Origin of the sequence: Streptomyces sp. NPDC015127 (assembly GCF_043080095.1) — a bacterium.
GTDB lineage: Bacteria > Actinomycetota > Actinomycetes > Streptomycetales > Streptomycetaceae > Streptomyces.
The window spans coordinates 44764-63355 of record NZ_JBIBVE010000022.1; the positions used below are offsets into that span (position 1 = coordinate 44764).

Genomic DNA, 18592 nt, shown 5'->3' on the forward strand with positions numbered 1-18592 from the left:
TACTGTCAGCTCATGCCCACCGAGACCCTGACCGCCGAGCGCATCCTCGAAGCCACCGAGGAGGTGCTGCGGCGCTACGGCCCGGCCAAGGCCACGGTCGTGGACGTCGCCCGGGCGCTCGGCGTCTCCCACGGCAGCGTCTACCGCCACTTCCGCACGAAGGCGGCGCTGCGCGAGGCGGTGACCGAGCGCTGGCTCGGCCGGGCGGAGGTCGCCCTCGCGGAGATCACCGGGGCTCCGCAGCGCACCGCGCCCGAGAAGCTCGTCGACTGGTTCTCGGCGCTCTTCGCGGCCAAGCGCCACAAGGCGGGCGACGACCCCGAACTGTTCGCCACGTACGGCGTGCTGATCGACGAGAACAGCGGTGTTGTGGACCGGCATCTGGACGCCATGCTCGGTCAGCTCCGGCAGATCGTCGAAGAGGGTGTCCGGGCCGGCGACTTCGCCGACACCGACCCGGTGGCGACGGCCCGCGCGCTGTTCGACGCGACCGCCCGTTTCCACGACCCGGCGTACGCGCCGGAGTGGCGAAAGCCCACCGTCGACGCCGAGTTCGACGCCGTGGTGGGCCTCCTGCTGCGCGGCCTGCGCGCCTGACGGCGTCCGCTACGAGGCCGTCGGGTCGACCGTCGCCTGGTGCTCCAGGGCCAGATGCTCCTCCGCCTTCAGCCAGGGCAGAAACTGGGCGCTCCTGCGCCACCCACAGGTGTCGCAGCGCAACTGCCGCTGCACACCGGACCGTTGGACGCGCACGACGTGTTCCCTGCCGTGCCCGTCCCATCTGCTGACCTTGCTGGTGGTCATCGACACCATGCGCCCCAGTGTGCACAAAGGCCCCCGGTTCCGTACCCGGAACCGGGGGCTTCGTGATGAACGGCCAGGGAACCGCCGGTCAGCAGCCGAGCAGGCGGCTGCCCAGGTAACCCTGGATCTGGTCCAGCGAGACGCGCTCCTGCTTCATGGTGTCGCGCTCGCGGACGGTGACCGCGTTGTCGTCGAGGGTCTCGAAGTCGACGGTCACGCAGAACGGGGTGCCGATCTCGTCCTGGCGGCGGTAGCGGCGGCCGATGGCGCCGGCGTCGTCGAACTCGATGTTCCAGTTCTGCCGGAGGTCGGCGGCCAGGCCCTTGGCCTTCGGCGAGAGCTGCGGGTTGCGGCTCAGCGGCAGCACGGCGACCTTGACGGGCGCGATGCGCGGGTCGAGGCGCATGACGGTGCGCTTCTCCATGACGCCCTTGGCGTTCGGCGCCTCGTCCTCGTTGTAGGCGTCGAGGAGGAAGGCGAGCATGGCGCGGCCGACACCGGCGGCGGGCTCGATGACGTACGGCGTCCAGCGCTCACCGGCGTCCTGGTCGAAGTACGACAGGTCGGTGCCGGACGCCTTGGAGTGGGCGGAGAGGTCGTAGTCGGTGCGGTTGGCGACACCCTCCAGCTCGCCCCACTCGTTGCCGCCGAACTGGAAGCGGTACTCGATGTCGGCGGTGCGCTTGGAGTAGTGGGAGAGCTTCTCGGCCGGGTGCTCGAACCAGCGCATGTTCTCCTCGCGCAGGCCGAGGCCGGTGTACCAGTTCCAGCGCTGCTCCATCCAGTACTCGTGCCACTGCTCGTCCTCGCCCGGCTTGACGAAGAACTCCATCTCCATCTGCTCGAACTCGCGGGTGCGGAAGATGAAGTTGCCCGGCGTGATCTCGTTACGGAAGGACTTGCCCATCTGCGCGATGCCGAACGGGGGCTTCTTGCGCGACGTCTGCTGGACCTGGCCGAAGTTGGTGAAGATGCCCTGCGCGGTCTCGGGCCGCAGGTAGGCGATGGAGCCGGAGTCCTGGGTGGGGCCGAGGTGGGTGGAGAGCAGGCCGGAGAACTGCTTGGGCTCGGTGAACTGGCCCTTGTTGCCGCAGTTGGGGCAGTTGACCTCGGACAGACCCTCCGGGAGGCGGCCGTGCTTCGCCTCGAAGGCCTCCTCCAGGTGGTCGGCGCGGTAGCGCTTGTGGCAGGAGGTGCACTCGGTGAGCGGGTCGGTGAAGGTGGCGACGTGGCCGGATGCCTCCCAGACCTCGGTGGCCAGGATCACCGACGAGTCGAGGCCGACGACGTCCTCGCGGGAGGTGACCATGTAGCGCCACCACTGACGCTTGATGTTCTCCTTGAGCTCGACACCCAGCGGCCCGTAGTCCCAGGCGGCCTTCTGGCCGCCATAGATCTCGCTGCACGGGTAGACGAAGCCACGGCGCTTGCTCAGGCTGACGATGGTGTCGATCTTGTCGGCGGCCACGGTGCTCTCTTCATTACGACGACGACGAACGGAGAATGCTTCAGGTTACCGGCGGCCTGACCCTCCGGATCAAATCGGTCCGGGTGGAGGGCCTGGCAACAGGGTTTATTGACAATCGTTTCCGACTTTGTTGAAAATGACTGTCATGAACGTACGACGCCTCATACCCACCACCGCCGTCGCCGGAGCCGTCGCGCTCGGCCTCATGGCCGTCTCCGCGTGCTCCACCTCCGACGCTGCCGAGGGCGGCAGCGACGGCAAGCTGAAGGTCGTGGCGTCTTTCTATCCGATGCAGTATCTCGCCGAGCAGATAGGTGGCGCCAATGTCTCCGTCACCACGCTCACCAAGCCGGGCGTCGAGCCGCACGACCTCGAGCTGAAGCCCCGGCAGACCGCCGAGCTGAACGACTCCGGCCTCATCCTCTACCTCAAGGGCATCCAGCCCGCCGTCGACGACGCGATCGCCGAGTCCGGCGTGAAGCACAAGATCGACGCCGCCACCCTCACCAAGCTGGAGAACCACGGCACCGAGGTCGGCCACGACCACGGGCACGAGGAGAGCGGCCACGAAGAGGCCGGCCACGCGGACGAGCACGGCCACGAGGGCGAGAGCGAGGCCGGCGCCGACCCGCACATCTGGCTGGACCCGGTGAAGTACGCCGAGGTCGCCAAGGGCGTCGGCAAGGCCCTCGGGAAGGCCGACCCGGACCACGCCGCGGACTACGAGAAGAACACCGACGCGCTCGTCGCCAAGCTGAACGACCTGAACACCGACTTCGAGCAGGGCCTGAAGAACTCGGCCACGAAGACCTTCATCACCACGCACTCCGCCTTCGGCTACCTCGCCGAGCGCTACGGCCTGGACCAGGAGGGCATCGCGGGTCTCGACCCCGAGTCCGAGCCCAGCCCCGCGCGGATCAAGGAGCTGCAGACGATCGCGAAGGAGGAGAAGGTCACCACGGTCTTCTTCGAGACCCTCGCGAGCGACAAGACGGCGAAGACGCTCGCCGAGGACACAGGCCTGAGGACCGATGTCCTCGACCCGCTGGAGGGCATCACCGACGCGTCCAGGGGCGACGACTACCTGCAGGTCATGCGCTCCAACCTCACCGCGCTGCAGAAGGCCCTCGGCGCGAAGTGATCCCGCACGAAGCGACACCCACCCCGCACGCAACGGAGGCACCCGCCATGGACACCGTTACGGATCCGGTCATCTCCGTCAGCGGTGCGCGGGCCACGCTCGGCACGCGCACAGTGCTGCGCGGTGTGGACCTCGCCGTCGGGCGCGGAGAGGTCGTGGCACTGCTCGGCGCCAACGGCTCGGGCAAGTCGACCGTGGTGCGCTCCGCGATCGGCCAGGTGCCGCTGACGGACGGCTCGATCGAGCTGTTCGGCACGCCGCTGCGCCGGTTCCGGCAGTGGGCGCGCGTCGGCTACGTGCCGCAGCGGACGACGGCCGCGAGCGGCGTGCCGGCGACCGTGCGGGAGGTCGTGTCCGCGGGCCGCCTCTCCCGCACCCGTTTCGGCTTCTCCTCGCGCGCCGACAAGGCGGCCGTGCAGCGGGCGATCGAGCTGGTGGGTCTCGCCGACCGCGTCAAGGACTCGGTGACCGCCCTGTCGGGCGGCCAGCACCAGCGGGTGCTGATCGCGCGGGCGCTGGCATCCGAACCCGAACTGCTGATCATGGACGAGCCGATGGCGGGCGTGGACCTGGCGAGCCAGGAGATCCTCGCGTCGACGCTGCGGGAGCAGGTCGCGGACGGCACGTCGGTGCTGCTCGTGCTGCACGAGCTGGGTCCGCTGGAGCCGCTGATCGACCGGGCCGTGGTGCTGCGCGACGGCTGTGTGGTCCATGACGGGCCGCCGCCCACCGCGGTGGGCCAGCACGCCCTGCCGGGCCACGACCACGTACATCCGCACGCGGCCCACGAGCCGCTCCGCACGGGACTGCTGACCTGATCATGGAAATCCTGGAAACCGAGTTCATGCAGCGGGCACTGCTCGCGGCGCTGCTGGTCGGCATCACCGCCCCCGCGGTCGGCATTCACCTGGTCCAGCGCCGCCAGGCGCTGATGGGCGACGGAATCGGCCATGTCGCGATGACGGGCGTCGGCCTCGGATTCCTGCTCTCCACCAACCCGGTGTGGATGGCGACGCTGGTGTCGGTGCTCGGCGCCGTACTGATGGAGCTCATCCGCGCCTACGGGCGTACCCGCGGCGACATCGCGCTGGCGATGCTCTTCTACGGCGGCATGGCCGGCGGTGTGATGCTGGTCAACCTCTCGGACACGGGGTCGACGGCGAATCTGAGCTCGTTCCTGTTCGGTTCGCTGTCCACGGTGTCGCAGGAGGACCTGACGGCCATCGCGCTCCTGGCCGGCTTCGTGGTGCTGGTCTCGCTGGGACTGCGCAAGCAGCTGTTCGCGATCAGCCAGGACGAGGAGTTCGCGCGGGTGACCGGCCTGCCGGTCCGCGCGCTGAACCTGCTGGTCGCGGTGACCGCGGCGGTCACGGTCAGCGTCGCGATGCGCGTGGTGGGCCTGCTGCTGGTCAGCGCGCTGATGGTGGTGCCGGTGGCGGCCGCGCAGCAGGTGACGCGCTCGTTCCGGGCGACGTTCGCGCTCGCCGTGGGGATCGGGGTCGTCGTGGCCCTGACCGGAACCGGCACCTCGTACTACCAGGACGTGCCGCCAGGGGCGACGATTGTCCTGCTGGCCATCGCCGTCTTCGTGGTGCTCACCGCGCTGGCGCTGCCGCTGGCGCGCCTGCGGGCGAAACCGGCGGCCGGCAGCACCGAGTGCACGGTGGACATGCCGGGTACGCGACGGCCCAGTGACGACGTCAAGGTCTGAGCGCGGGCGGGGCCCGCGCGCGGGCCTGGCAGAATGGCCCGACACATGTGCGGGCGAGGCAAGGAGGCTCCTGTGACCACGGCGCCAACCGGCGGGAACACCGCCCCGGTGCGAGGCCGGTCCACCCGGCAGCGGGCAGCGGTGGCTGCGGCGCTCGACGAGGTGGACGAGTTCCGCAGTGCGCAGGAGCTGCACGACATGCTCAAGCACCGCGGCGATTCGGTCGGCCTGACGACGGTCTACCGCACGCTCCAGTCGCTCGCCGACGCGGGCGAGGTGGACGTGCTGCGCACGAGCGACGGCGAGTCGGTGTACCGGCGCTGTTCGACGGACGACCATCACCACCACCTGGTGTGCCGGATGTGCGGCAAGGCGGTGGAGGTCGAGGGCCCGGCCGTGGAGCAGTGGGCGGAGATGATCGCCGCGCAGCACGGATACGTGAACGTGGCGCACACGGTCGAGATCTTCGGCACGTGCGCGGAGTGCGCGTCGAAGGCGAACTGACCGCCAGGGCGTGACCGCCGCCCTTGTGGCGCGGCGCGGCATGAACGCCACCCTCGTGGCCCGCGCCGCGTTGTGGTGCACCACCGGGTCCGGCTGCCCGCCGCCGGCCCGATCGGCTGTACCCGGTGCAGCGGCCCTGTCGCGCCGGACCTGGGGTCGGGCTACGCGTCCGGGCCGAGATCACGTCGTCACGGTCGCCGGGAGGTCCGGGTTTCTCCGTGGGTGATCGGCCGCGGGCCGGAGGGTCAGGACCATGGTGAGTCCGCCGCCGGGGGTGTCCTCGGCGGTGAGTGTGCCGCCGATGGCCTCCGCGAAGCCCCTGGCAACGGCGAGGCCCAGGCCCACTCCGGCACCGCTCGGGGCGTCGCCGTAGCGCTGGAAGGGCGCGAAGATGCGGTCCTTGGCCTCGTCCGGGACGCCCGGGCCGCGGTCGATGACGCGGAGTTCGACGCGGTCGGCGATGGCGCTCGCCGAGACCAGGACCGGTGCGCCGCCGGGGCTGTACTTGACGGCGTTCTCGACGATGTTGGCGACTGTTCGCTCCAGCAGGCCGCGGTCGACGGCGACCATGGGCAGGGTCTCGGGGATGTCGAGCTCGACGCTGCCCTCGGGTACGCCCACGAGCGCCATGGGCACCACTTCGTCGACGTCGGTCTCTCGGATCACGGGGGTGACGGTGCCGGTTTCCAGACGGGACATGTCGAGGAGGTTGCCGACCAGGTGGTCGAGGCGGTCCGTGCCGAGTTCGATGCTCTCCAGCAGCTCGGCCCGGTCGTCGTCCGACCATTCGACGTCGTCGGAGCGAAGGGAGGTCACGGCGGCCTTGATGGCGGCCAGCGGCGTGCGCAGGTCGTGGCTGACCGCGGCGAGCAGGGACGTTCGGATCCTGTTCCCCTCGGCGAGTTTCCGGGCCTCTTCCGCCTCGCCGAGGAGGCGCTGGCGGTCCAGGACGACGACGGCCTGGGCGGCGAAGGCGGCAAGGACCCGGCGGTCCTCGGCGGGCAGGGCCCGGCCGGAGAGCGCGAGCGCCATGTGGTCACCCACGGGCATGTCGACGTCCGCGCCCTCGGGGCGACTGACGGGCCGTGCGCCGACGCTGCACGCGCAGGTCCACGGCTCGACGTCGCTCGTACGCTCCAGCAGGGCGACGGAGTCCATGGAGAACGTCTCGCGGACGCGTTCCAGCAGGGCGTCCAGCGTGGTCTCTCCGCGCAGGACGCTGCCCGCCAGGAAGGACAGCGTCTCCGACTCGGCGCGCAGGCGGGCGGCCTGGTGGGTCCGGCGGGCGGCCAGGTCGACGACCGAGGCGACCGCTATCGCCACCCCCACGAAGATCACGAGAGCGACCATGTTCTCGGGGTCGGCGATGGTGATCTCGTGGAGGGGCGGTGTGAAGAACCAGTTGAGCAGCAGGGAGCCGGCCGCAGCGGATGCCAGGGCCGGAATCAGCCCGCCCAGCAGGGCGGCGGCCACGGTCAGCGACAGGAACAGCAGGACGTCGTTGGCCAGTCCGACATCGGGGGCGACCCGGCTGAGGAGCAGGGTGAGCAGCGCCGGGCCGGCCAGGCCGACCAGCCAGCCCCATATGGTCCGGGACCTGCCGAGCCGGGCACCGCGGGAGACGGGCAGGCGACGGCCCTTGGCGGCCTCGTCGTGGGTGACGATGTGGACGTCCAGGTCGGGGCCGGATTCACGGGCGACGGTGGCGCTCACGCCCGGGCCGAGGATGTACTGCCAGGACCGCCGGCGGCTGACGCCCAGCACGATCTGGGTGGCGTTGACACCGCGCGCGAACGCGAGCAGGGCGGTCGGCACGTCGTCGCCGATCACATGGTGGAAACTGCCGCCGAGGTCCTCTACCAGCGTGCGCTGAACGGCGAGTTCCTTGGGCGAGGCCGAGGTCAGGCCGTCGCTGCGGGCGATGTAGACGGCGAGGACCTCGCCGCCGGCGCCCTTCTCGGCGAGCCGGGCGGCGCGTCGGATCAGCGTGCGGCCTTCGGGCCCGCCGGTGAGGCCGACGACGATGCGTTCCCGGGAGCCCCAGATCTTCGAGACCTGGTGTTCGGTCCGGTACTCCTGGAGGTATTCGTCCACCCGGTCGGCGGTCCACAGCAGGGCCAGCTCGCGCAGCGCGGTGAGGTTGCCGGGGCGGAAGTAGTGGGAGAGGGCCGCGTCGACCTTGTCGGGCTGGTAGATGTTGCCGTGTGCCATGCGGCGGCGCAGCGCCTGCGGTGACATGTCGACGAGCTCGATCTGATCGGCGCGGCGCACCATCTCGTCGGGGACCGTCTCCCGCTGGCGTACGCCGGTGATGGATTCGACGACGTCGCCCAGCGACTCCAGGTGCTGGATGTTGACCGTGGAGATGACGTCGATGCCGGCGGCGAGCAGTTCCTCGACGTCCTGCCAGCGCTTGCTGTTGCGGGAGCCGGGGACGTTGGAGTGGGCCATCTCGTCGACCAGGGCCACGGCGGGACGGCGGGCGAGGACCGCGTCGACGTCCATCTCGGTGAAGACGCCGCCCCGGTACCGGAGTTCCTTGCGCGGGATTGTCTCAAGACCGTGCAACATCACTTCCGTGCGGGGCCGGTTGTGGTGTTCGACGAAGGCGACGACGCAGTCCGTTCCGCGCTCGACGCGTCGGTGCGCCTCGGACAGCATCGCGTAGGTCTTGCCGACGCCTGGGGCGGCGCCGAGGTAGATCCGAAGCTTGCCGCGTGCCATGGTCTCGTCCGGTTCCTGCGTCTCGAAGCGGCAGCCCGTACCGGGCTCGGTGATGAGGTGTCGCGGATGGGGAGGCATCCGCTTCCGGTTCCGCGCCTGGAGGTTGCCATCAGCGCGTGGTCAGTTCCTTGAGTGCGATGTTGAGCTTGAGGACGTTGACGCGGGGTTCGCCGATGAAGCCGAGGATCCGGCCGTCGGTGTGGGCGGCGACGAGCTTGTTCACCTGCTCGAGGTGGAGGTGGTTTCTCGCGGCGACCCGGTGGGCCTGGAGTTTCGCGTACTCGGGCGAGATGTGCGGGTCCAGGCCGGAGCCGGAGGAGGTGACGGCGTCCGCCGGCACGTCCGAGGGCTTCACCTTGTACGTGGCGGTGGAGTTGTCCTTGATGACGGCGGCCTTGGCGTCCTTCACCCACCGGATGAGCTCGGCGTTGTCGGCGGAGCGGTTGGTCGCGCCGGACAGGATCAGCTTGTACTGCGTGTTGACGGTGTTGCTGCCGAGGCCGTTGGAGGGGCGCGGCTGGAACCACTTCAGGTCCGGAGCCGGTGTCTCGCCGCCGTCCCGGAGTGGCAGGTCGTAGCGCTGTCCGATGAGTGCGGAGCCGACGACCTTGCCGTCGCTCTCGATCTCGGAGCCGTTGGCCTTGTCGCCGAACAGGCCCTGGGCGACGCCGGTGACGGCGAGGGGATAGACGACGCCGGTCACCAGGGTCAGGACGAGGAGGGCGCGCAGGCCGGCCCCCAGCAGCCGTGCCGCGTTCGTGAAGGAGTTGTTCATGGCAGATCAGCACGCTTTCTGATTCAACGCAGCCCGGGGACGAGGGAGATGAGCAGGTCGATGAGCTTGATCCCGATGAACGGGGCGATCAGGCCGCCGAGGCCGTAGACGGCGAGGTTGCGGCGCAGCATCCGGTCCGCGTTCATCGGCCGGTACCGGACTCCCTTCAGGGCGAGCGGCACCAGGGCGACGATGACGAGCGCGTTGAAGACGACGGCGGAGAGGATCGCGGACTCCGGCGAGGCCAGGCCCATGATGTTGAGCTTGTCCAGGCCCGGGTAGGCGACGGCGAACATCGCGGGGATGATCGCGAAGTACTTGGCCACGTCGTTGGCGATCGAGAACGTCGTCAACGCCCCTCTGGTGATGAGCAGTTGTTTGCCGATCTCGACGATCTCGATGAGTTTGGTCGGGTTGGAGTCCAGGTCGACCATGTTCCCGGCCTCCTTGGCGGCCGAGGTGCCGGTGTTCATGGCCACGCCGACGTCGGCCTGGGCGAGGGCGGGTGCGTCGTTCGTACCGTCGCCGGTCATGGCGACGAGCTTGCCGCCGGCCTGTTCGCGCTTGATCAGGGCCATCTTGTCCTCGGGCGTGGCCTCGGCGAGGAAGTCGTCGACCCCCGCCTCCTGGGCGATGGCCTTGGCGGTCAGCGGGTTGTCGCCCGTGATCATGACGGTCTTGATGCCCATGCGGCGCAGCTCGTCGAACCGCTCCCGCATGCCCTCCTTCACCACGTCCTTGAGGTGGATGACGCCCAGGACGCGTGCGCCCTTGTCGTCCTCCACGGCGACCAGCAGCGGCGTGCCACCAGCCTCGGAAATGCGGTCCGTGAGCACCTGCGCGTCCTCGGAGACACGTCCGCCCCGCTCCTCCACCCAGGCCACGACCGAACCGGCCGCGCCCTTGCGGACCTTGCGTCCCTCCATGTCCACGCCCGACATACGGGTCTGGGCGGTGAAGGCGATCCACTCGGCGTGCGCCGGCTCCCCCGGGTGGCGCCCGCGCAGCCCGTACTTCTCCTTCGCGAGGACGACGACGGAACGGCCCTCGGGGGTCTCGTCGGCGAGTGAGGAGAGCTGCGCGGCGTCCGCCATCTCGGCCTCTGTGGTGCCCTTGACGGGGACGAACTCGGCGGCCTGCCGGTTGCCGAGGGTGATCGTGCCGGTCTTGTCGAGCAGAAGGGTCGAGACGTCGCCGGCGGCCTCGACCGCGCGGCCGGACATCGCGAGCACATTGCGCTGGACGAGCCGGTCCATTCCCGCGATGCCGATGGCGGACAGAAGCGCGCCGATGGTCGTCGGGATGAGGCAGACCAGCAGGGCGACGAGGACGATCATCGAGGTCTGTTCGTCGGCTCCCGCGTAGATCGCGAACGGCTTCAAGGTGACCACGACGAGCAGGAAGACAATGGTCAGTGAGGCGAGCAGGATGTTGAGCGCGATCTCGTTGGGCGTCTTCTGCCGCGCGGCACCCTCGACCAGGTTGATCATGCGGTCGATGAACGTCTCGCCGGGCTTCGTGGTGATCTTGACGACGATGCGGTCGGAGAGGACCTTCGTGCCGCCGGTGACGGCGCTGCGGTCGCCGCCGGACTCCCGGATCACCGGGGCCGACTCGCCCGTGATCGCGGACTCGTCCACGCTTGCGACACCTTCGACCACGTCACCGTCGCCGGGAATGGTGTCCCCGGCCTCGCAGACGACCAGGTCGCCGATCCTCAGCTCGGTGCCGGGCACCCGCTCCTCGGCCGTGCGGTCCTCGGCCAGGCGGCGGGCAACCGTGTCGGTCTTCGCCCTGCGCAGGGTGTCGGCCTGGGCCTTGCCACGGCCTTCGGCCACCGCCTCCGCCAGGTTGGCGAAGATCGTGGTCAGCCACAGCCAGCCGGCGATCGCCCAGCCGAACCAGTCGGTCGGGTCCTTCACCGCCAGCACGGTGGTGCCCACCGAGCCGATCAGGACGACGAACATCACCGGGGACTTGACCATCACCCGGGGGTCGAGCTTGCGGAGCGCGTCCGGGAAGGACGTGAGCAGCTGCTTGGGGTCGAACAGACCTCCGGCGACGCGCCCGGCGTCGGGCTTGTGTCCGGTCGGCACATCGCTGTGAGGTGCCCGGGTCGCAGTGGCCGTGGACATGGAGTCCTCCGGCTTCTTCACGTCGGTGGTCATGAGGCCAGCCCTTCGGCGAGCGGGCCCAGCGCGAGCGCCGGGAAGTAGGTCAGACCGGTGATGATCAGGATGGTGCCGACCAGCAGGCCCGCGTAGAGCGGCTTGTCGGTGCGCAGCGTTCCCGCGCTCTCCGGGACAGGTTTCTGCTCGGCGAGCGAGCCGGCGAGCGCGAGAACGAACACCATGGGCACGAATCGGCCCAGCAGCATCGCGAGTCCGATGGTGGTGTTGAACCACTGGGTGTCGGCGTTCAGTCCGGCGAAGGCGGAGCCGTTGTTGTTGGCGCCGGAGGTGTAGGCGTAGAGGATCTCGGAGAAGCCGTGTGCTCCGGAGTTCGTCATCGAGTCGGCCGGGGTGGGCAGGACCATCGCCGCGGCGGTGAAGCCGAGCACCAGCGCCGGGGTGACGAGGATGTAGCAGGCGGCGAGCTTGATCTCGCGGGTGCCGATCTTCTTGCCCAGGTACTCCGGGGTGCGGCCGACCATCAGACCGGCGATGAAGACGGCGATGATGGCCATGATCAGCATGCCGTAGAGGCCCGAGCCGACTCCGCCGGGCGCGATCTCGCCGAGCATCATGCCGAGCAGGGTGATGCCGCCGCCGAGCCCGGTGTACGAGGAGTGGAAGCTGTCCACCGCCCCGGTCGAGGTCAGCGTCGTGGAGACCGCGAAGATCGACGAGGCGCCGATGCCGAACCGGGTCTCCTTGCCCTCCATGGCCCCGCCGGCGATCTCGAACGCCGGGCCGTGGCCGGAGAACTCCGTCGCCCACATCAGCAGCACGAACCCGACCCAGATGGTCGCCATCGTGCCCAGGATCGCGTACCCCTGCTTGACCGAGCCGACCATCCTGCCGAAGGTGCGGGTCAGCGAGAACGGGATCAGGAGGATCAGGAAGATCTCGAAGAGGTTGGCGAAGGCGTTGGGGTTCTCGAAGGGGTGGGCGGAGTTGGCGTTGAAGTAGCCGCCGCCGTTGGTGCCCAGCTCCTTGATCGCCTCCTGCGAGGCCACCGCGCCGCCGTTCCACTGCTGGGAGCCGCCCGTGAACTGGCCGACCTCGTGGATGCCCGCGAAATTCTGGATCGCACCGCAGGCCACGAGCACGATCGCGGCGACAACGGAGATCGGGATCAGGATGCGTACGACACCGCGCACCAGGTCGGCCCAGAAGTTGCCGAGTTCGCCGGTACGGGTGGGGGTGCCCCCTGCTCGAAGAGCTCGGGGGAGGGCGAAGCCGCGCACCAGCGCGACGGCGACCGCGATGCCGACGGCGGCGGAGACGAAGTTCTGCACCGCCAGGCCGGCGGTCTGCACGACGTGGCCCATGGTCTGCTCGCCGTAGTACGACTGCCAGTTCGTGTTCGATACGAACGAGGCGGCCGTGTTGAACGCCTGGTCCGGGTCGATCGAGGAGAACCCGAGCGAGCCGGGCAGGCTGCCCTGCAGGCGCTGCAGCAGGTACAGGAACAGGACGCCCACGGCGGAGAAGGCGAGGACACCGCGCAGGTAGGCGGGCCAGCGCATCTCGACGGACGGGTTGGCGCCGATGGCCTTGTATATCCACTTCTCCACCCGCAGATGCCGGTCGGAGGAGTAGACCCTGGCCATGTAGTCGCCGAGCGGGCGGTATGCCAGCGCCAGCGCCGCCATCAGCGCGAGCAACTGGAGCACACCGGCGAGGAAGGGGCTCATAGCCGTGCTCAGAACCTCTCCGGGTACACGAGGGCGAGGACGAGATAGCCCAGCAGCGCGAGGGCCACGATCAGTCCGACGATGTTCTCGGCATTCACAGCTTCGCCACCCCCTTGGCGATGAAGGCCACCAGCGCGAAGACCGCGATCGTGGTGACGACGAAGACCCCGTCGGCCATCGAGAGCTCCTGAACGAAGACGATGAGAGGACCATCCGCCTCTCGGACCGTTCGAGGTAAACGCATTTCGGCCACGCCGCGGCGCTCGTTGATGGGTCCCTTACGGCCGCCGATGCCACTTTTACGGATCCCGTACGGCGTCTTCGGCCGAATACGGCGGCGCAGGGCAGAGCGCTCGGCCGATCGGTACGGCGCCGGGCCGCCCGGAACGGCGCCCGTCAGGAGATCGGGGCCGCGACTGCGGATGTCGCGTGCAAGGCGGAGGTGTCACTCGTGCGGGTCCGGGCCGCGCAGGGGGCGAAGGCGCGGGAGGAGCTGATCCGGAGCACCGCGCGGAGCCGGAGAAGGTCCGCAGGGCGAACGACGCCCGGCGGCGAACACAAGGGCGGCCCTCGGCCGGTCAGACCCGCTGGACGTGCTCGTCGAGCAGGGTGCGCAGGCGGTCGACGTCGCCGGGGCCGGGCAGGCCGCGCTTGGGGAGGAGCATGACGCCGACGCCGTGCTTGTCGGCGGTGAGCAGGACGAACAGCGCGTCGGTCTCGGCGTAGCGGGGATACAGGTCCCAATTGCTGGTGGTCTCGCTGTCGCGCGTGGTCAGCCGTATGCCGCCCGCGTCCACGGTGGCCCGGAACACGCCCTGGCGAACGGCCAGTTGCTGGAGCTGGCGGGCCTGCAGGCGGGGCAGCAGGAACTGGCTGCCGACGGCGAAGAGGATCAGCGCGACGCCCGCGACGAGGCGGACGGCGTCGATGTCGCCCCGCGCGACCGTCAGTGCGACGAAGCAGAGGCCGGCCACACCGCTGAAGAGCATCAGGCGGCGGGTGCGGCGGCCGGACGGTGTGCTGCGCGCGCGGGCGTCGAGGGCGCCCTTCATGTCGGCGGCAGTGGGCTCGTAGGTGAGCGTCACCGACTGTCCGTCCTGCTGCTGTACCTCTGCCACGGTCTCTCCCGTACCGACGATTGCCGAGCCGTGATCGTATCGGCGGAGGCGCTCAATCCCCACGCGGGGTGCGGGGGTTGTTCAGAGCCGCGGCAGATGCCTCTCGAGCGTCGCGCGGAGCAGGTCGGCGTCCCCGGCTTCGCGCAGGCCCCGCTTGGGCAGGACCTCCACCCACACGACGCCCCGGTCGCGGCTGAGCAGGACGAAGCTGTCGTCGGTCTCCCGGTGGCCGCGGAAGAGGGTCCAGCGCTGGGTGAGCGCGCAGTGGTCGTTCACCGTCGTGACGCCGTCCTCGGTGACCGTCGTGCGGTAGTCGCCCTGCCACGCGACATTGCGCAGCATCTGCCGGGCGTGCAGGTGCGGGATCGCCCACACGAAGACGCCGATCAGCAGGGGCACCACGGCCGGCCCGCGTGAGGCGGGTGCGAACGCCGGCAGGATCCCCCAGGCCAGGAGCAGGGCGACCACGAGCCACCGCACCCACGTCAACCGCCGGTAGCTCTCGCGCACGCGGACCGCGCTCATGATGTCGGCGAGCGTCGGCCGGAAGGCCAGCTCGACCGCGTGCGCCGTCCGCTCGGTGTCCCGCCCCTGGTGATCCATGGGCGGGACCCTAGCGACCCTGCGGGCCGGTGTCTCAGCCGGCCGTCCCCTCCGGCCGTCCGCGCATCGCCTCCAGCTCCTCGTTCGGGATCGCGCCCCCGAAGCGCCGGTCGCGCTGGGCGTATTCCAGGCAGGCGCGCCACAGGTCACGGCGGTCGAAGTCGGGCCACAGCACGTCCTGGAAGACCATCTCGGCGTAACTGCTCTGCCAGAGCAGGTAGTTGGAGGTCCGCTGCTCGCCGCTGGGGCGCAGGAACAGGTCGACGTCCGGCATGTCCGGGTAGTACAGGTACTTCTGGAACGTCTTCTCGTTGACCTTGCCCGGGTCGAGCTTTCCGGCGGCCACGTCCCGCGCGATCGCCTGGGCCGCGTCCGCGATCTCCGCCCGGCCGCCGTAGTTGACGCAGAAGTACAGCGTCATGGCGTCGTTGTCGACGGTCTGCTCCTGGGCGATCTGGAGCTCCTGGACCACGGACTTCCACATCTTGGGCATGCGGCCCACCCACCGGATGCGGATGCCCAGCTCGTTCATCTCGTCGCGGCGGCGGCGGATGACGTCGCGGTTGAAGTTCATCAGGAAGCGGACCTCGTCGGGCGAGCGCTTCCAGTTCTCCGTGGAGAAGGCGTAGAGGGAGAGGTTCTTGACGCCCATCTCCAGGCAGCCCTTGAGCACGTCGAGGACGACGCCCTCGCCGACCTTGTGCCCCTCGGTGCGCGGCAGGCCGCGTTCCTTGGCCCAGCGGCCGTTGCCGTCCATGACGCAGGCCACGTGGTTCGGCACGAGCTCGCCCGGGATCTTGGGCGGGCGGGCACCGGAGGGGTGCGGCTCGGGGACCTTGTACTCGCGGCGGGACCGGCCCAGGATTCCGCGTCGTGCCATGCGGCTCACATCTCCTATTTCTCTACGTATCGCAATGAGCGCAGGCCGCGCTCCAGGTGCCAGTGCAGATAGGCGGACACGAGTCCGCTGCCCTCCCTGACGTGACGCGCCTCGCAGGCGTCCGCCGTGGCCCAGTCGCCGGTGAGCAGCGCGCTGAGCAGGCCGATGGCCTCCGCCGAGGGTACGACGCTGCCCGGCACCCGGCAGTCGCCGCATATGGCGCCGCCCGCGGCGACGGAGAAGAAGCGGTTGGGGCCGGGCAGGCCGCAGCGGGCGCAGTCGTCGAAGCTGGGGGCGTAGCCGTTGACGGCGAGGGAGCGCAGCAGGAAGGCGTCGAGCACGAGCCCCGGGGCGTGCTCGCCCCGGGCGAGGGTCCGCAGGGCGCCGACGAGCAGAAGGTACTGCTGGACGGCCGGCTCGCCCTCGTGGTCGGTGAACCGCTCCGCGGTCTCCAGCATGGCCGTGCCCGCGGTGTAGCGGGCGTAGTCGGTGACGATCGCGCCGCCGTAGGGGGCGATCGTCTCCGACTGGGTGCACAGCGGCAGCCCGCGGCCCACGAGCTCGCTGCCCCGGGCGAAGAACTGCACGTCGACGTGGGAGAAGGGCTCCAGCCTGGCCCCGAACTTCGACTTGGTGCGCCGCACGCCGCGCGCGACAGCGCGTACCCGTCCGTGACCGCGGGTGAGCAGCGTGATGATGCGGTCCGCCTCACCCAGCTTCTGGGTGCGCAGGACGACGCCGTCGTCACGGAACAGGCTCATGGGCCCATTCTCCCGTACCCCGGGGCCCCGGCGGCCACGGGCCGGTCAATCCGTCAGCCGCTCCTGGAGCCGTACGGTGACGGTGTCGCCCGCCTCCTTGTGGATCGCCCTGCGGATCTCGGCCTTGACGGGCAGCATGTGGGTGCCGTCGCCGAGGGCCATGAAGGAGCTCCGGAACGGATGTCCGTCGATGGTGCCGCGCACCTTGACCAGTCCGCGGGTGCCGAAGTACTCGACGGATCGGGGCCATACGACATACGTCCAGCCGCCCTGGGCGGGGCTCTTCTGCAGCGTCGCACGGAATTCCTTGTCCATGGAGTGGGGACCGGCGAAGCCGCCGGAACTCATCGGCCGGCCACGCCACCGCCTTCTCGCATCCTGGAATACCCGCCCGCCGCGCCCTGCCGCGCTGGAGAATCCGGGACGCACGCGCTGCCGATCCGACCAGGCCCCGACACGGGGCCACGGAGGACCCCCGTTGAGTCCTGACACGTCCACCGACACCCCGGCGACCACGAAGCACCCGGACCCCGTCCCCACCGAGCGGCCGTACCGCCTGTGGCGCGACGCCTCCCTGTCGGCGGTGCTGGCCGGGTTCGTGGCCGTCGTCGTCTCCTACTCGGGGCCGCTGGTGATCGTGCTCACGGCCGCGTCGGCGGGCGGCCTGTCCACCGCCGAGACGGGCTCGTGGATCTGGGCGATCTCCATCGGCAGCGGCCTGACGTGCATCGCGCTGAGCCTGCGCACCCGGATGCCGGTGATCACCGCATGGTCGACGCCGGGTGCCGCGCTGCTGGTCACGAGCCTGGGCGCCTACTCGTACGCGGAGGCCGTCGGCGCGTTCCTCGTCACCGGCGCGGTGATCACGCTGGTCGGTCTGACCGGGATCTTCGGCCGGCTGATACGGCAGGTCCCCGGCGCGATCGTGTCCGCGATGCTCGCGGGCATCCTGTTCTCGTTCGGCGCCGGGGTGTTCACCTCGCTGAGGACCGGCCCCTGGATCGCCGGAGCGGTGCTCGTCGGCTATCTGCTCGCCAAGCGGTGGCTGCCGCGGTACGCGGTGCTGGTCGCCCTCGCCGCGGGGCTCGCCGTCAGCGCCGCGGGCTCGCGGATCGACGTCCGCCTCGACCGGATCGAACTGGCCCGCCCGGTGCTCACCGCGCCCGACTTCTCCCTCGCCTCCCTGATCGGCATCGCCGTCCCGCTGATCCTGGCGACCCTCGCCTCGCAGAACGCGCCCGGCATGGCGGTGCTCTCCGCGTCCGGCTACGCCCCGGACGACCGCCTGCTCATCGGTTCCACCGGCCTCGTGTCCACGGCCCTCGCGCCCTTCGGCTCCCACGCGGTCAATCTGGCGGCGATCACGGCGGCCATCTGCACCGGCCCGGAGGCGCACCACGACCCGCGCCGCCGCTATGTCGCGGGCGTCTCGTGCGGTGCGTTCTACCTGCTGGTCGGGTCGTTCGGCTCGACGCTGGTGGTCCTGTTCGCGGGGCTGCCGAAGGAGCTCGTGGCGGCGGTGGCGGGAGTGGCCCTCTTCGGGGCCCTTGCGGGAGGTCTCACCGGAGCCGTGCAGGAGCCGAAGGACCGCGAGCCGGCCCTGATCACCTTCCTGGCCACCGCCTCCGGCCTCACCCTCTTCGGCATCGGCTCGGCCTTCTGGGGACTCCTGTTCGGCGTCCTGGCGCATTTGATCCTGTCGCGGCGCACGCCCCACGCACGGGCCTGACCAGCCCGTTTCCACCCGCCGACCCGGGAGCGAGCCGGTCTCAGGGCAGTTCGCCGCGGCTGCGCGCGTTGACGTACGCCGTCGTCGCGCTGATCCGCTCCGCCGCCGTCGCGGGCCGCACCTCCTCCGGCGCGCACTCCCACTCCCGGCCTCCGCCGACGGGTCTGAGCGAGAGGAACGGGCCGGCCTGCCCCATGAGCCGGCCCACCCGGCCGGTGCGGGTGTCGACGACGTACGTACCGATGGGCAGGGTCATGGCGTACGGCCCCCTTCCCTGGGCGGAGCTGCCGCGAATCAGGCGGACAGTGTCCACCGCGCGGCGCCCCGATTCGACGAGCGGACACGGCGTGTCCCGGGCCTTCCCATTCTGCTCGGAGTTCACGTTTCGCATGTGGAGCGTGACGCCGCGCGAGTAGGCTGAGGAGGCCTGTGCCGGTTCCAATCGGGCAGCCGGGCACGGCCGTTGGTCCGCGGCCAGGGCTCCGCGATCCCGCGCGGGCCCTCGGCGCTGCGTG

Annotated in this window: 20 protein-coding genes; 6 read left to right on the top strand and 14 right to left on the bottom strand. The window is 70.2% G+C overall.

The features are described from left to right. Positions 1-12: 12 nt before the first annotated feature. A complete protein-coding gene (locus tag ACF08N_RS32605) occupies positions 13-597 on the top strand; it encodes a TetR family transcriptional regulator (protein WP_392328322.1) in 585 nt (194 codons plus the stop codon). 9 nt (positions 598-606) lie between these two features. Here ACF08N_RS32605 and ACF08N_RS32610 read toward each other — a convergent pair whose 3' ends face one another. After that, positions 607-813 (bottom strand): hypothetical protein, encoded by a 207-nt coding sequence (locus ACF08N_RS32610; RefSeq protein WP_392328323.1) that lies wholly within the window; start codon positions 811-813, stop codon positions 607-609. A gap of 79 nt (positions 814-892) precedes the next feature. Then, complete coding sequence (locus tag ACF08N_RS32615; protein ID WP_392328324.1) at positions 893-2272, bottom strand: glycine--tRNA ligase; 1380 nt, start codon at positions 2270-2272, stop codon at positions 893-895. Between the two features lie 145 nt (positions 2273-2417). On the opposite strand from ACF08N_RS32615, the gene ACF08N_RS32620 reads away from it, so the two are divergent. The 4 genes from ACF08N_RS32620 (at position 2418) to ACF08N_RS32635 (ending at position 5628) form a co-directional block, all read left to right on the top strand. After that, positions 2418-3413: a metal ABC transporter substrate-binding protein gene (locus ACF08N_RS32620; RefSeq protein ID WP_392328325.1), complete on the top strand. Its 996-nt coding sequence runs from the start codon at positions 2418-2420 to the stop codon at positions 3411-3413. 47 nt (positions 3414-3460) lie between these two features. Then, the gene (locus ACF08N_RS32625) at positions 3461-4231 is read left to right on the top strand and encodes a metal ABC transporter ATP-binding protein (protein ID WP_392328326.1); all 771 of its coding nucleotides are present in this window, start codon (positions 3461-3463) and stop codon (positions 4229-4231) included. Positions 4232-4233: 2 nt separating this feature from the next. Further along, on the top strand, positions 4234-5124 hold the full coding sequence (locus ACF08N_RS32630) for a metal ABC transporter permease (RefSeq protein ID WP_392328327.1): 891 nt from the start codon (positions 4234-4236) through the stop codon (positions 5122-5124). 72 nt (positions 5125-5196) lie between these two features. After that, positions 5197-5628, top strand: coding sequence for a Fur family transcriptional regulator (locus ACF08N_RS32635; protein WP_392328328.1), 432 nt, complete (start codon positions 5197-5199; stop codon positions 5626-5628). A gap of 180 nt (positions 5629-5808) precedes the next feature. Here the strand turns inward: ACF08N_RS32635 and ACF08N_RS32640 are convergent, their stop codons facing one another. From ACF08N_RS32640 to ACF08N_RS32690, 11 genes are all read right to left on the bottom strand, one after another. Then, a complete protein-coding gene (locus tag ACF08N_RS32640) occupies positions 5809-8352 on the bottom strand; it encodes a DUF4118 domain-containing protein (RefSeq protein WP_392328348.1) in 2544 nt (847 codons plus the stop codon). Positions 8353-8461: 109 nt separating this feature from the next. Further along, a complete protein-coding gene (locus ACF08N_RS32645) occupies positions 8462-9127 on the bottom strand; it encodes a potassium-transporting ATPase subunit C (protein ID WP_392328329.1) in 666 nt (221 codons plus the stop codon). A 23-nt stretch (positions 9128-9150) separates the two neighbouring features. Further along, positions 9151-11295, bottom strand: coding sequence for a potassium-transporting ATPase subunit KdpB (gene kdpB, locus ACF08N_RS32650; protein ID WP_392328330.1), 2145 nt, complete (start codon positions 11293-11295; stop codon positions 9151-9153). After that, positions 11292-12986 carry a potassium-transporting ATPase subunit KdpA gene (gene kdpA / locus ACF08N_RS32655; protein ID WP_392328331.1) on the bottom strand — a complete coding sequence of 565 codons (1695 nt, stop codon included), beginning with the start codon at positions 12984-12986 and terminating at the stop codon, positions 11292-11294. Before kdpA ends, kdpB begins: the two co-directional genes overlap by 4 nt. A gap of 8 nt (positions 12987-12994) precedes the next feature. Then, positions 12995-13084 (bottom strand): K(+)-transporting ATPase subunit F, encoded by a 90-nt coding sequence (kdpF, locus tag ACF08N_RS32660; protein WP_392328332.1) that lies wholly within the window; start codon positions 13082-13084, stop codon positions 12995-12997. Continuing rightward, complete coding sequence (locus ACF08N_RS32665; RefSeq protein WP_392328352.1) at positions 13081-13239, bottom strand: hypothetical protein; 159 nt, start codon at positions 13237-13239, stop codon at positions 13081-13083. Before ACF08N_RS32665 ends, kdpF begins: the two co-directional genes overlap by 4 nt. 325 nt (positions 13240-13564) lie before the next feature. Next, positions 13565-14104: a YcxB family protein gene (locus tag ACF08N_RS32670; RefSeq protein ID WP_392328333.1), complete on the bottom strand. Its 540-nt coding sequence runs from the start codon at positions 14102-14104 to the stop codon at positions 13565-13567. A gap of 81 nt (positions 14105-14185) precedes the next feature. Continuing rightward, on the bottom strand, positions 14186-14707 hold the full coding sequence (locus tag ACF08N_RS32675) for a YcxB family protein (protein WP_392328334.1): 522 nt from the start codon (positions 14705-14707) through the stop codon (positions 14186-14188). 34 nt (positions 14708-14741) lie between these two features. Continuing rightward, a complete protein-coding gene (locus ACF08N_RS32680) occupies positions 14742-15587 on the bottom strand; it encodes an isoprenyl transferase (RefSeq protein ID WP_392328335.1) in 846 nt (281 codons plus the stop codon). A gap of 14 nt (positions 15588-15601) precedes the next feature. Further along, a complete protein-coding gene (recO, locus tag ACF08N_RS32685; RefSeq protein ID WP_177152452.1) occupies positions 15602-16348 on the bottom strand; it encodes a DNA repair protein RecO in 747 nt (248 codons plus the stop codon). A gap of 45 nt (positions 16349-16393) precedes the next feature. Beyond that, on the bottom strand, positions 16394-16663 hold the full coding sequence (locus ACF08N_RS32690; RefSeq protein WP_392328349.1) for a DUF1905 domain-containing protein: 270 nt from the start codon (positions 16661-16663) through the stop codon (positions 16394-16396). Positions 16664-16904: 241 nt separating this feature from the next. Between ACF08N_RS32690 and ACF08N_RS32695 the strand changes: the two genes are divergently transcribed. After that, entirely contained in the window at positions 16905-18077 is a 1173-nt protein-coding gene (locus ACF08N_RS32695) for a benzoate/H(+) symporter BenE family transporter (protein ID WP_392328350.1), read from the top strand. Between the two features lie 40 nt (positions 18078-18117). On the opposite strand, the gene ACF08N_RS32700 is transcribed toward ACF08N_RS32695, so the two are convergent. Next, the gene (locus ACF08N_RS32700; RefSeq protein ID WP_215184360.1) at positions 18118-18333 is read right to left on the bottom strand and encodes a hypothetical protein; all 216 of its coding nucleotides are present in this window, start codon (positions 18331-18333) and stop codon (positions 18118-18120) included. Positions 18334-18592 lie beyond the last annotated feature (259 nt).